We start from the raw sequence: 13,240 nt of genomic DNA on the forward strand, positions 1-13,240 counted from the left end.
ACGCCTTCACGACTGCTTTGCAATACGCGCCGGGCGATTTCCTAGCGACCCGCAACTTGGCAATGCTGGCACAGGTTCAGGGAAATACGGACGCGGCCCGCGAGCACCTCCAGAGCGCCTTGACAGTCCGCACCGACGACCTTGATCTGCTCTTGGAGCTTGCGCGCTTCGAGGCTGAAATGGGGCACGATCAGCGCAGCGAGGCGCTGCTTAACCGCGCCAAGGACGCGCATCCCGAGGCATTGCGCCCCCGTCTTGTGCTCGCTCGCCACCGCATGGACGGCGGCAAGCCACGGGAGGCCATCACCCTCCTTGAGCCACTGCGTGAGGTACACGGGTCCAACCCTGCATGGCTGGAGCTCACTGCCGGGGCTCGTTTGATGGCTGGTCAGAACGCTAGCGCCGCCCGCCTTTTCACATCGTTGTTGGAGCAACGCCCGGACGACGCTCAAACCCGCTGGCTATTGGGCTCAGCCCTGCTGGCCGACAGCCGTTACAACGAAGCCACGAATCACTTCCAAGCCGTAATAGAGAGCCATCCCGAAACGGCAGCGGTTCACAACAGCCTTGCGTACGCCCGGCACCAGCTCGGGGACGAGCGGGCCGAAGCGCACGCCCGAGACGCACTGCGTTTAGAGCCGAACAACCCCCACTTCCAGGGCACTCTTGGAATGATCTTGTTAGACAACGGCGAGTTGGAAGAGGCGGCAGAGTACTTGCGGCTGGCCCAGCAAGCACGGCCAGACGAAGTCTCGGTTCGGTATCGTTACGCTGAAGCGCTCGTGCGGCTGGGGCGGGACGATCAGGCCCGACACCATCTCAACTTCATTGTGGACGACGACAGAGAAACACCGTCCAGCATACATGCAGATGCCCGGATGCTGCTGGAGGAGCTTGATCGGTAGGGAATCGGGGCGGGAAATGCCGGGCCTGCATCCTTCCTCGCTCGTGAGGAAACGGTTTTCAGCTCGGTATGCAGGGCCCCACTAAGCTCAGTCTAGACATCATGGATAGACCTGCCCTGACCTCGGAGCCCGTGCGTTATGTTTCGTACGCATCCTTTTGATCCCGTCTGGATGCACGGGAGCGGTCGCTGCAGTCTGGGCGGACTTGCTTATTCGGTGGTACGGACCAGCCCCCCGGTTAAACAGATACAAGCTTGCCAAGGACCGTGATACGTCCCTTGGTGAAGATGACTTCTTCCAGGATCTGCTCGGTCTCGTCCCAGCCGGGGCGTTGCGGAGCGCGGGGATGATGTACTTGGTGCAGATGTCGCGTTCGCTAAAGCCCGAGGTGTTCATCCTTGAGGGAGCCCGGTAACGTCAGTGCGTGGCTGCCAGGACGTAGCGTAACTCGGCTCGAGACAGAGTCCCTTGAGCGCCTCGCCGGGATGAGCCCGTATTATCCGCTACAGAGTAGCTCGCCCCAAGGCCTTGAGGGTCGTTGGGTAGGATGTGGGGCAGAGTGCCCGTGCGTTTCCAGGTTGCTGTTTTCACGCAATGCATGGTGCCGGGAGTGGGACTCGAACCCACATGGGCTATACCCACTCGATTTTGAGTCGAGCGCGTCTACCAGTTCCGCCATCCCGGCTTTGCGTCGAAATTGTACCACGCCACGCGGCGCCGGCCAGCCGCCGGGAGGATAGCAAGTTCAAGGAATCCGGTCGGTGGTCGCCAAGGGTGATGATGCAGTCAGTCGCGTGGTCGGTCGTGAGGTGGTTGGGCTGCCGCGTGGCGGTGTTCACGGCCGGGGATAAGGAGCAACGCATGCGCATCCGTTGGAAGTTGGGGACGGGATTCGGCCTGGTGATCGGTCTGGCCGGCACGTTGGGTGCGGTGGCCATCTGGCAGCTGGGCACCATCGACGATCACGCCTCGGAGCTCCGCGAGGAGGTGCTGCCGGAGCTGCTGGCGGCGCGCCAGATCGAGGCACACGTCCAGCAGAGTGCCCAGCGCTGGCAGGAGTACGGGTTGACCCTCGCGCCCGAGGCCGCCGAGCGCGCCGCCGAGGCGCACGAGGAGGCGGTGGCGCAGATCGAGCAGGTGCGCGCGGCGGGCGAGGGGCGCACCGCGGCGTTCGCCGAGGAGGCCGGGGGGGCCATGGAGGCCTACCGTGAGGCCACCGACGCTACCGCGGTGGCCGTCCGGCGGCTGCGGGAGATGCGGGAGGGCCTTCTGCGCACGGCGACCATTGCCCTGGAGGAGACGCAGTACCTGCTGGATGATCAGCGCGAGCGCGTGGAGGCCGCCCAGGCGGCGGGTTTCCAGGCGCCGGCCGGGCAGAGCGCCGCCGAGGCTCGCGGGCAACGGTTGCAGGATCTCTCCCGGCTCAACGAGATCCGCATGGTCACCGGCGATATCCACCGGGCTGCCCTGCACTCGCTGGAGACGCGCGACCCGACCCGTCTGCAGGGGGCCCTGCCGGGGTTTGGGCAGGTGCAGGTGCACTTCAGCATCCTGCGCGCCACCGCTGCCGACGAGCAGGAGCGGCAGCTCCTCGAGGAGATCAACGACGCGATTGTCGAGTATCAGGATTACGCGACGGGGCTGGCCGAGGCGCAGGAGGAGCTGGCCGAGCTGCGCGAGGAGCGCGCCGAGACCAGCGCCCGGGCCCTGGCTGCGGTATCCGAGCTGGCCGGGCACACCGCCGAGAGCGGTGAGCGGGCCAGCGAAGGCGTGGTGGCGGTGGTCCGCGAGGCGGGCGCTACGCTGGGCCTGGGGCTCTTTCTGGTGGGGGCGCTGGCCTTCGGGATTGCGGCGTGGACGACGCGGTCGCTGACCCGGCCGCTGGGTCAGTTGGTTCATGGGCTGCGCGATATCGCCGAGGGCGACGGCGATCTGACCCGCCGGGTGGATGAGCGCCGTGCCGATGAGCTGGGCGAGGTCGGCTACTGGTTCAATCGCCTGATGGACCGGATCCACGGCATGATCGTGCAGCTCTCCGGGGCCAGCCGGGATGTTACGGACGGTGTGGCGCGGATCGCCGCCAGCAATGCCCAGATCGAATCGGGTATGGTCGAGCAGTCGGACCAGACCCAGCAGGTCTCCAGCGCCATCGAGGAGATGTCGAGCTCGATCCACGATGTCTCGCGCCAGACCAGCGAGGCGGCCACGGCCGCCGTGCAGGCCGGCGAGACGGCCACCGACGGCCAGGAGACGGTCCAGGGGCTGGTGACGCGAATGCACGAGGTGGCCGCCAGTGTCGAGCGGGCCAGCGAGGCGGTGACCGCCCTCGGGCGCAGCGGCGAGCAGATCGGCGAGATCATCTCGATGATCGACGGGATCGCCGAGCAGACCAACCTGCTGGCGCTCAACGCCGCCATCGAGGCGGCCCGCGCCGGTGAGCAGGGGCGCGGTTTCGCCGTGGTGGCCGACGAAGTACGCTCTCTGTCCCAGCGGACGGTGGACGCCACGCGGCAGGTCTCCGAGGCACTGCAGCAGATCCAGGAGCGCACCGATACGGCCGTCACGGGCATGGAGCAGAGTTCGGGGCAGGTCAACGAAGGGTTGGGGCAGGCCGAGGCGGCCGGGGCGGCGCTGCAGCGGATCGTCGAAAAGGCGCAGAGCGTGGCCGAGAACGTGCAGTCCATCGCCACCGCCGCCGAGCAGCAGTCCAACGTCGCCGCCGAGATCGCCCAGAATGTGGATGCGGTCAATCAGGTCACCCAGCAGACCAGCGGCGGCGTCAATCAGACGGCGCAGACGGCCCAGCAACTGCGCCGCGAGGCCGAGGGGCTGCAGGCGCTTGTTCAACAGTTCAAGATTGATGAGGGCAGCGAACGATCGTGACCGAGTGGCGGCGCAGCGACTTCCATTACGACTTGCCCGAAGGGCTGATCGCCCATCGGCCGGCAGCGCGGCGATCCGACAGCCGGATGCTGGTGCTGCGCACCGAGGATGGGGCGCTGGCCGACCGCCGCTTTGCCGATCTGCCCGACTACCTGCGCCCCGGGGATCTGCTGGTGCTCAACGACACCCGGGTCATCCCGGCGCGGCTGGAGGCGGCCAAGCCCACCGGGGCGCGGGTCGAGGTCTTCATCGAGCGAGTGGAGGATGCCGCCGCCGGGGTACTGATCTGTCAGCTGCGCGCCAACCGGGCGCCGAAGCCCGGTGGCCGGCTGGAGCTGGCCGAGGGGGTGCAGGCCGAGGTGCTCGGGCGCGAGGGCCGCTTTTTCCGCCTGCACCTGACCGGCCTGGCCGACAGCCTGTGGGACTATCTGGAGCGGGTCGGTCACGTGCCGCTGCCGCCCTATATCCGTCGCCCGGACGACGACGAGGACCGCACCCGCTATCAGACCGTCTTCGCCGCCCGCCCCGGGGCCGTGGCCGCGCCGACGGCGGGGCTGCACTTCGATGACGCCATGCTCGAGCGCCTGCGTGCCGATGGGGTGGAGACAGCCCGGGTGACCCTGCATGTGGGGGCCGGGACCTTCGCCCCGGTGGAGAGCGACGACCTGAGTGCCCACACCATGCACGCCGAACGGCTAGAGGTCGGCGCCGAGACAGTGGCGGCGGTGAACGCCACCCACGAGCGCGGCGGCCGGGTGGTGGCGGTGGGGACCACAGTGGTCCGCGCGCTGGAGAGTGCGGCGGCCGACGGGGAGCTGGCACCCCACAGTGGCGAGACGCGGCTTTTCATCACGCCGGGCTACCGGTTCCGTGTCGTGGACGGGTTGCTCACCAACTTCCACCTGCCCGAGTCGACGCTGCTGATGCTGGTCAGCGCCTTCGGCGGTTACGAATCGGTCATGGCCGCCTACCGCCACGCCGTTGCCGAGGAGTACCGCTTCTTCAGCTACGGCGATGCCATGCTGCTGGTCTGATCCGCTCGGGCACCGGCATCGCGGTCCGGCTAGTCGTCGGCGCGTTCGAGCTGCCGGTGACAGCGGGTGCAGCGGTAGATCTGGGTGCCGCGCAGAATGCGGTTGTGGCGGGTGGTGCTCAGCTGCACCTCGCCGCAGCCGCAGCGGTAGCGCCAGCGGCGCTGGACCCCGGGCAGGCCGGTGATGTCGAGGTCGTGGGTGCGCCGTGGCGGGATGCCCATGCGCTCCATCATCCCGCGCCAGGCGGCGTCGTGGCCGCGGCTGTCGTAGAGGTGGAAGGCGGCCAGGTGGGCCAGCTCATGGACCACGGTATCCGGCAGGATGATGCGAAAGCCGTCCTCGCGCCGGAGCATGGGCCGATTGAAGGCCACCACCCAGCGGCGCAGGTCGGCCCGGCCGGCAGTCGAGCCGCGGCGCAGCCACTCGACCCGTGGCGTAGAGGCCTGGCGCAGCGCGGGGTAGGTGGCGCCGAACCGCTCCCACCACGCCCCGGTCTCCCGTTCCACCACCCGGGCCCGTTCGGCCACCGACCCCGGCGCGTTCACGAGGAGGCCTCCGCGGTCCCTGGCTCGGTGGTCGCGGCGCTCCCATCGGGGTGCTCCTCTTGCAAGGGGGCCAGCCCCGCCTCCAGCTGATCCACCCAGCGACGGACCTGCGCGGCAGTGACGGTCTCCTCGTGGATCGCCCCGCCGGCGGCGCTCAGGGCCCGCTGCAGGCGATCCTCGCGGCGGCTCGGCGGGCGGGGGTCGAGGTAGCCCTGTTGTTCGAGCCATTCGCGCAGCTCGCCGATCTTGCGCGTTAGGAAGCCGGGGACGGCCTTGTTCTCCAGCGCCTGGAGGATGGCGGCGGCGTCGCCCTGGTGGCCGTCGGCCAGTGCGGCCACGTCGTCGCACATCTTGCTGCCGGCGATGGGCGCCGCGGCGGCCAGGCTGGCCCGGTCGATGGGAGTGCCGCGACCGATGGCGTAGGCCTCCAGCCACGCCTCGGCGACGATGATCCGTACGGCCAGCTCGGCGCGTTCCTGCGCGGTGAACAGCGTTTGCGCCGCGTCGCTGTCGAGCAGGCCGCGCAGCGGGCCGAGGTACTCGAAGCCGGCGGCGAGGATCCGGTGCAACCGGTCGAGATCGTCGCGCAGGACGTGGAAGAGGTGGATGGCCCCGGTGCCCTGCCAGGGATCGATCCATGGGGCCTCCAGCGCGGCGCCGTAGCTGGCCGCGGTGTGGTCCTCCGGCGCCGGCAGTGGGTGGCGCTGCGGCAGGGAAAGATCCCCGGCGGAGGCGCTGCCGCGGGCCAGGCGGCGGACCTCGGCCAGGTCGATCACCGGCGGCTCGACGCCCGCCTGGCGCCAGAGCTGCGGCTCGGTGGTCTGGGCGCTGAGGTAGAAGATCTGCCGCCCGTCCTCCTCGGCCAGGGTGGTCAGGGCGCCGGCCACGGCGGCGAAGCGGTCGTGGTCGGTGGTGGTCAGGGCCTCGTCGAGGAACAGCGGCAGCGGCTCGCGGCCGCGCTCGGCCTCCAGGGCGAAGGCGACCCGCACGGCCAGCAGCAGCTGCATGCGTGTGCCGGTGGACAGCTCGGCCAGGCTGCGGTCGGTGCCGACGTGTTGATCCCGGGCCAGGAAACGGCCGTTGCCGTCGGCATCGGGCACAAAGCGCAACGTGTACTGGTGGTCGGTGAAGCGCTGCAGCCACGCCTCCGCCCGGCGAAGTGCTTCGGGGCGGCGTTCGCTGGTGTGCTCCTGGCGGACATCGTCCATCAGCCAGCGCCCGGCGTGGCTGAGCAGTGCCTCTTGCAGGCGTTCACCCAGCGCATCGCTGGCGGCCTGGATTTCGGCGCGGGCCTGTTCCAGCGGGCGGGTCTGCTGGACGTCACGGATCCGTTGGCGGATCGAGCCGATGGTCTCGCTGATCTGCTGCGCGTCGCCGGCCCGCGCCAGGCGATCGGCGGCCTCGGCGTGCAGGGTTTCGGCCGAGACCTGTCCGGCGCGTTCGAGGAGCTCCGGGGCGTCGGCCAGGGCGCGGCGGGCGGCCTGCTCTTCGGCCTGCCACTGACGGCGCTGTTCCTGGAGCTGCTGCCACTCCGGGCGCTGCTCCAGTCGCCGGTGCAGCGTGTCCCGATCCTGGTCGGTGATCCCGGCGCGGGCAAAGAGCTGTTCGATGGCCTGGCGCCGCTCCTCGGTCTGTCGAGCCAGATCGGCCCGCCAGCGCTCCAGGTCCTGCTGCTGGCGCAGTGCCTCGGTGCGCTGCTGCGCCCGGTTGGCCAGCGCGTCGACGGCGGCAATCAGGGCCTCGACGTCGTCACCGCCATCTGGAGGCAAGGACTGCCAGGTCTTCAGGAAGTCGCCGATCTCGGTGCGCAGGCGCTCGGCCTCGTTGCGGCGCGCCTCGCGCCGGGCTTCGGCCTCGGCCCGGTCGGCGGCGGCCTGGTTCCAGTCGCGTAGGCTCTGCAGGTAGTGCAGGGTGCTCGCTGCCAGCCGGTTGCCGTCGCCGCCGAGCTGGCGGGCGCGGCGCGAGAGATCCTCGCGCAGGCCTTGCAGCTCGCGCTTGCACCGTTGCTGTTCGGCGGCGCGCTGGTTGTGCTGTTCGCGCCGCTCCGCGGCGTGGAGCAGGGCGTCGAGTTGTTCCAGGCAGGAGCCGACGGCCTCGTGTTCCCAGGTGCGGGGCTGGGGGAGCTCGGTCGGGTAGCGTCGCCGGGCGGCATCGCGCAGCGCGTCGGCCTGAGGCGCACGCAGGACCGCGCTGGCGGCGTAGATCAGGGCTGCGGTGGTACCGACGGCGGCCGCCACCCAACCGGGATGCCACTGCCACTGCGGCTCGAGCCAGAAGAGGGTGCCGACCAGCGCCGGCGGGGCGCCCATGCCCAGCACGCCGGCCGTGCCGGCGAGGATGCCGGGGCGGGTCGGCTGGCGGGCGCTGAGCCAGTGGATCAGCTCGCGCCGTCCGGCGCGCACCGTTTCGGCCCGGGGCAGGCGGGGATGGTCCGGATCGGCGAGGCGGGTCAGCTCCCGTTCCAGGGCGGTTAGCTCCGCCTCCGCGCGCTGGTACGGCTCCAGCTGCTCCTCCAGGGTGCGCAGCGCCGCCGGGTCGATGCGCACGGCGGCGGGTTCCGGGGCGCCGAGGGCCTCGGCGATCTCCTGCTGCCGCCGCCGGGCGGCGGCAGCATCCTCCTCGGCCTGGCGGCCCTCCCGCTCGCGTTCGCTGAGTTCGCGCAGCAGCTGCCGGTGGCGCTGCAGGGTCTCAGCGTCGGGGGCGGCATCGGGCAGGCGGGTATCGGCCAGCTGCCGGGCGCAGGCCTGTTCCGCCTCGGCGAGTTTCTCCTGCTCGGTGTGGATGCGGTCCCGGGCCGCCTCTTCCTGCTCCAGGCGCTGGAGTTCGTCGCCGTGCAGGTGGTCCATCCCGGTGGGGAAGTGCGCCAGCTGGTCGTCGATGCGTCGCAGCTCGGTCCGCGCCGCCGCCAGTTCGCCGGCCTGGCGCAGCTGCTCGGCCTCGTGTCGGGCCTGCTCGGCGGCGCGGTACTCCGCCTCGAGCTCCGCCAGGCGCTGCTCGTCGGCGATCAGGTTCTCGTGTTCATGGCGCCGCTCCCGCCACTCCTTGCGCGCCCGTTCCAGGGCGCGGGCCTCGGCATCGCCGTGGTTGCGCTTGAGGTGGAATGGGCCGTTCTGGGCGGTCAGCGCCGCCAGGTCATACCCGCCGGCGAGTTCGCGGACCAGCTCTCGGCCGATTTCGGCGTCGGTGGCCCCCGGATCGGTCAGTCCTTCCACCTGCAGGGCGTAGCAACCGAGCAGGTGGGGCGGGGGCAGGGCCGGCGGATCGGCCGGGGCGCCGTCGCGGTACCAGGTGACCCGGTCGCCGACCCGGGTGACCTGCATGGGTCCGGCGGCCGTTTCCACGTCGGCTTCCAGGTGCACCGTGCCCGCTATGCGCCGCCCCGGCTCAAGCAGGGCGCGAAGGGCACGGATCAGGCTGCTCTTGCCCGAGGCATTGGGGCCGACGATCAGCTGCAGCCCGTCGGCGGTATCCTCGACGGTGAAGCCCGGATCGATGCCGGGCAGGCGCAGGATTCGCAGCCGGCGCAGTCTCACGATGCGGCCTCCCGGTCCTGGGCCAGGAGGCGCTCCAGGGCCTGGCGGGCAGCCTGTTCGAGGGCTTCGGCGATGCGCGCCTCGTCCAGGCGGGGAGACTCCAGCCCCCAGAAAGTGCGCTGCCGGGCGACCGCCTCGAGTTCCGGCCGGGCGCGGCGGATCAGTTCGGCACGCTCGGCATCGCCCGGCTGGCGCCGCAGGATCAGTAGGCGCCGTGCCAGGAGTCCAACCGGATCGCTGCCCTGTGCCAGGCGTTCCAGGTCGAGCGCTGGCTCCGTGGCCATGCGCACGGCCTCGACAAAGTAGTGGACCCCATCGCGCACCTCGTGGAGCTCGGCCAGACCGGTCTCCTGCAGGCGCGCCTCGATTCCGGCACCGGGTGCGGGGCGCCCGGTGATCTGCAGCCGGCAACCCACCGCCTGGGCTTCGGCGCCGTTGCGGCTCAGCTCCAGGTGGAGGGCGTCAAGCGCCGCCATCACCCGTGGGTGGAGCTCATCGGCGTGGTCGATGCTGTCGGCGCTGACCGCCAGCGACTCCCAGCGCAGCGGGGCCAGCGGGACATGCTCTGCCTCGATGCGCCCGGGACCGTCGACCTGGATCCACCAGGGGCCGCGGGCGCCCGGTTCGCCGGGGTCGAGGCCGAGCACGCTGCCTAGATAGCCGATGGGCCGGGGGCCGCTCAGCATGTCCGGACGGTGGATGTGGCCAAGCAGCCAGGCGTCGGTGTCCGCGGCTTCCAGATCCGCCGAGCGCACCGGCGCATAGCGGCTGCCGGTCTGGTCCCGGTCGCAGTGGAGCAGGCCGATGCGTGGCCGGGTGCCGGTCCGCCGCGGGACAGGGTGCGCCAGGGGGCTGTCGGGGGCGGTGGTGCCGGGGAAGGACCAGCCGAGGATCTCCACCCCGCCGATTTCGACGGTTTCCCAGGTGCCGTTGTGACCGAGCAGTTGAAAGGCCGGGAGGCTCTCGGCCAGGCGGGGTAGGACGTCGCCGTCGTGGTTCCCGGAGACGCCGGCGACCGGGATGCCGTGGGCAGCCAGGCGCTCCACGCCGCTGCGCAGATCGGGGAACGCCTCATAGAGGTCGTCGCTGTCCTCAACGACGTCTCCGGCCAGCAGGACGGCGTCGGCACCGTCCCGCACGGCACGCTCCACGCACATGGCCCAGGCAGCCGCCGGGGTCAGACGGCCGGCCGGATCGATGGTCGAGGGGATGCGGCTCGGGCGGCGCCCCAAGTGCAGATCGCCGATGGCAAGAATGCGCGCGGGCACGGTTTTCCCATTATGTGGTGGAAACCCATTTATGCTAACACCCGCAAGCGGCAAGCAGCGCTTGTCGACAAACGGATGCAGGAAGATGCATCCATCAGAGGTGTCGCATGCGCGGGGGATCGCGGGGCGGGTATCGTTAACCCCGCATTCGGCAAAGGGAGCTTGCCGAGCCACCCCGAGCAACGGCGTGAGAGCCCGATAGGGGCGGATAGGGAGATCCGCGGTGAATCCCGCCGAATGTAGGGGCCTGGGGCGGGGTGGTCAAGGACGACCACCCGCCCGCGGGGCCCGCCTCCTGGCCGAAAGCCTTTATACTAGGTGCGTCCGTGGTGCCGGACGTGCCTCGCGCCGTCCAGCGCCGGCCCTCGCCGCGCAGAAGGAGGTGGCTCTGGTGAACCGTCGGCGATCCCTGAGCGGAGCGCTGTGCCGCATGCTTTTCGTGTTGGCGCTCCCGGTCCTGTCCGGTTGCGCGCAGCTGGTTAGCTATTCGGTGGAGCAGGACGAGGTCCAGGCCCACCTCGATACCCGGTTGGAAGCGCTGCGGGATGTGCGTCTGCAGAGCCCGCTAGCGGCCTTCGACTTCTCGGTGCGCACCGCCGATGTCACCCTGGGTCCGGAAGAGGCGCCGGACCGAATCCAGCTCGATATCCTGGGGCGTGCCGGCGTGGACCTGCTCATGGGGCAGGAGTCCGCGGGCGTGGCGCTGCGCCTGCGCGGCCTGCCGGATTATGACCATGAGGCCGGTGCGGTCTACGTCCGGGAGCTGGAACTGGTGACCAGCCGGGTGGAGTCGCGCTGGTTCAACGGCGAGGTGACGGAACTCGTCGATCCGGTGGTCGGCCTGGTCGGCGAACACCTGGAGCGGACCCCGGTCTACGAGATCGAGCGCGACAGCGCCACCGGGAGGGTCCTGGGTCGGGTCCCGGCGGAGGTGCGGGTCGAGCCGGGGCGGCTTGTGCTAAGGCCGCGCTAGACCGTGGCATTCACCCCCGAACAGAGGCAGGTCATCGAGCACCCGGGTGGGCACGCCCGGGTGAGCGCTGCGGCCGGGTCCGGCAAGACGGCGACCCTGGTGGCCCGGGTGATCGAGTTGCTGCGCCGCGGCGCGGACCCGGCACGAATCCGGGTCCTGATGTTCAACCGCTCGGCCCGGGAGGACTTCGAGCGTCGCTTGACGGTGGCCATCCGCGAGGCCGGCTCGCCGGCGCGGGTCTCGGTACAGACCTTCCATAGCGCGGGCTACCGGCTGCTCCAGCGGCTCGAGGCCGAGGGGGTGGTGCCACGGCGCCGGCTCGAGAGTGCCGACTGGGTCGCCCGCAAGCTGGCGCGCAATGCGCTGGAGGCCGCGCTGGAGGATCGGGACGAGGCGGAGGCGGTGGAAGACGATGCCGTCGATGCCTTCCTGGCCTTCGTCGACGTGGTCAAGGCCGATACCCGCGAGGCGTCCGTCATCCATGCCGAGGCCCCCGCCCTGCTGGGCACGTCGCTGCCGGGCCATTATCTCGAGGCCTACCGGCGCTTCGAGGCCCTGCGCGACGACCAGCAGCTGCGCCTTCTCAATGACTTGATCCACGAGCCAGTCCAGGCTCTGTTGGCCGACGAGGCCCTGGCCCGGCGCTTCCGGAATCATTTCGATCACGTCATCATCGACGAGTATCAGGACGTCAACGAGGCGCAGCAGCAGCTGATCCGCTGCATCGCCGGTGAGCGGGCTGCGGTGATGGTCGTCGGTGACCCGGATCAGTGCGTCTACCAGTGGCGCGGGGCGCGGCCGGAGTACATCGTGCGCCGTTTCGACGAGGACTTCCCCGGTGCCGCCAGCTACACCCTGCCGCACACCTTCCGTTTCGGCCACACCGTGGCGTTGCTGGGCAACCACTCGGTGGTGCGCAACCGACAGCGGGACGGCAAGCTCTGCCTGGCGGCGCCCGATAATCCGGCCACCGAGGTGCGCCGGTGCGTCGACAGTGACCCGGAGCTCTACCGGCGCATCCTCGCCGAGCATCGGGCCGCCGGGGGGAGCCTGAGTGAGGTGGCGGTTCTGGTCCGGCTCTATAGCCTGGCCGCGCCGCTGGAGCTGGAGCTGCTCGAGGCCGGGGTGCCGCTGCGTCTGGAGGGGCGCGCCGGGCTCTTCCAGCGTCGCGAGATCCGGGCGCTCCTCGGTTACCTGCGGTATGCCGCCGGAATGCTGCGCGAGCCGCTGCCCGATGGTGCCGGCCCGCGGGAGCTGCTGACCGAGATGCTGATGCTGCCGGTGGCCGGTCTGCGCCGGCCGGAGGCGCAGACGGTCGCGCACGGTTATGCCGATGCCCGCCTGCCGCTGACCCGCAGCCTCTCACGTGCCGCCGGGGATCTGCCCCGCTGGAAGGCGCGGCGGCTGCGCCAGCGGATGGCTTCTCTGGAGGCCCTGGGGGCATTCCGGCGCGACGATCCGGTGGCCGATGTGCTCGATGAGATCGTCACCGAGCTGTCGCTCTATGAGGCCATCGCCAGCGGCTCGCCGAGCGCTGAGACGGCCACCGACCGCACCATGATGGTCGACGCCCTGCGCCGTTTCGCCGCCAGTGGCGGTTGGGGACTGACCGAGTTCCTGGAGCGCTGCGACGAGCTCATCGCCCGCTCGGCGCAGTGGCAGGACGCGCCCCCCGAGCAGGCCGTGCGGGTGACCTCCATTCACCGGGCCAAGGGGCTGGAGTGGCCCGTGGTGATCGTCCCCGGGCTGGCGGAGGGGACCTTTCCCTACGGCGCCGGTGAGGCCACGGCGGCGGATCTGGAGGCCGAGCGGCGGCTGTTTTATGTGGCGGTGACCCGGGCCCAGCAGCGGCTCTATTTGGTCCATCCCCAAGACCCGCGTCTGGAGCGGGCGTTGCAGCGCGGCCGTGCGGAGCAGTTCGATCCGCACCGGGCGGTGGCCTCGCGCTTTCTCGCCGAGGCGCAGCCGGAGCGCTCCATCGCTGCCGGGGCGGCCCTGGATCGAGGAGAGGTGCCTGATAAGCGGCTGCGTACGCAGGTCGTTGGCGATTATCTGGCGGCCTTGCAAGCGCACGAGGTGGTCCTCGGCTGAATCCGTTT

8 protein-coding genes and 1 tRNA gene are annotated in these 13,240 nt (G+C 70.5%); 5 read left to right on the forward strand and 4 right to left on the reverse strand.

From position 1 onward, the window contains the following. Window positions 1-905, forward strand: a 905-nt coding sequence (locus tag LRF89_RS06970; RefSeq protein WP_238636827.1) for a tetratricopeptide repeat protein, incomplete at its 5' end; no start/stop codon positions are given. Window positions 906-1,504: 599 nt separating this feature from the next. Here the strand turns inward: LRF89_RS06970 and LRF89_RS06975 are convergent. After that, a tRNA-Leu gene (locus LRF89_RS06975) sits at window positions 1,505-1,590 on the reverse strand. A 176-nt stretch (window positions 1,591-1,766) separates the two neighbouring features. On the opposite strand from LRF89_RS06975, the gene LRF89_RS06980 reads away from it, so the two are divergent. Continuing rightward, on the forward strand, window positions 1,767-3,788 hold the full coding sequence (locus tag LRF89_RS06980) for a methyl-accepting chemotaxis protein (protein WP_238636828.1): 2,022 nt from the start codon (window positions 1,767-1,769) through the stop codon (window positions 3,786-3,788). Continuing rightward, on the forward strand, window positions 3,785-4,822 hold the full coding sequence (gene queA / locus LRF89_RS06985; protein ID WP_238636829.1) for a tRNA preQ1(34) S-adenosylmethionine ribosyltransferase-isomerase QueA: 1,038 nt from the start codon (window positions 3,785-3,787) through the stop codon (window positions 4,820-4,822). The genes LRF89_RS06980 and queA overlap by 4 nt, the downstream gene beginning before the upstream one ends. Before the next feature lie 29 nt (window positions 4,823-4,851). Here the strand turns inward: queA and LRF89_RS06990 are convergent, their stop codons facing one another. The 3 genes from LRF89_RS06990 to LRF89_RS07000 are packed head-to-tail and all read right to left on the reverse strand — an operon-like array spanning window position 4,852 to window position 10,168. Then, window positions 4,852-5,367: a SprT family zinc-dependent metalloprotease gene (locus LRF89_RS06990; protein WP_201171298.1), complete on the reverse strand. Its 516-nt coding sequence runs from the start codon at window positions 5,365-5,367 to the stop codon at window positions 4,852-4,854. Continuing rightward, window positions 5,364-8,900, reverse strand: coding sequence for a hypothetical protein (locus LRF89_RS06995; RefSeq protein ID WP_238636830.1), 3,537 nt, complete (start codon window positions 8,898-8,900; stop codon window positions 5,364-5,366). The genes LRF89_RS06990 and LRF89_RS06995 overlap by 4 nt, the downstream gene beginning before the upstream one ends. Then, the gene (locus LRF89_RS07000; RefSeq protein ID WP_201242965.1) at window positions 8,897-10,168 is read right to left on the reverse strand and encodes a metallophosphoesterase; all 1,272 of its coding nucleotides are present in this window, start codon (window positions 10,166-10,168) and stop codon (window positions 8,897-8,899) included. Before LRF89_RS07000 ends, LRF89_RS06995 begins: the two co-directional genes overlap by 4 nt. A 391-nt stretch (window positions 10,169-10,559) precedes the next feature. Between LRF89_RS07000 and LRF89_RS07005 the strand changes: the two genes are divergently transcribed. After that, entirely contained in the window at window positions 10,560-11,141 is a 582-nt protein-coding gene (locus LRF89_RS07005) for a DUF1439 domain-containing protein (protein WP_201171289.1), read from the forward strand. Between the two features lie 3 nt (window positions 11,142-11,144). Beyond that, window positions 11,145-13,232: an ATP-dependent helicase gene (locus tag LRF89_RS13575; protein WP_238636831.1), complete on the forward strand. Its 2,088-nt coding sequence runs from the start codon at window positions 11,145-11,147 to the stop codon at window positions 13,230-13,232. Window positions 13,233-13,240 lie beyond the last annotated feature (8 nt).

The sequence above is a fragment of the Halorhodospira sp. 9621 genome (assembly GCF_022228055.1).
Classification (GTDB): domain Bacteria; phylum Pseudomonadota; class Gammaproteobacteria; order Nitrococcales; family Halorhodospiraceae; genus Halorhodospira; species Halorhodospira halophila_A.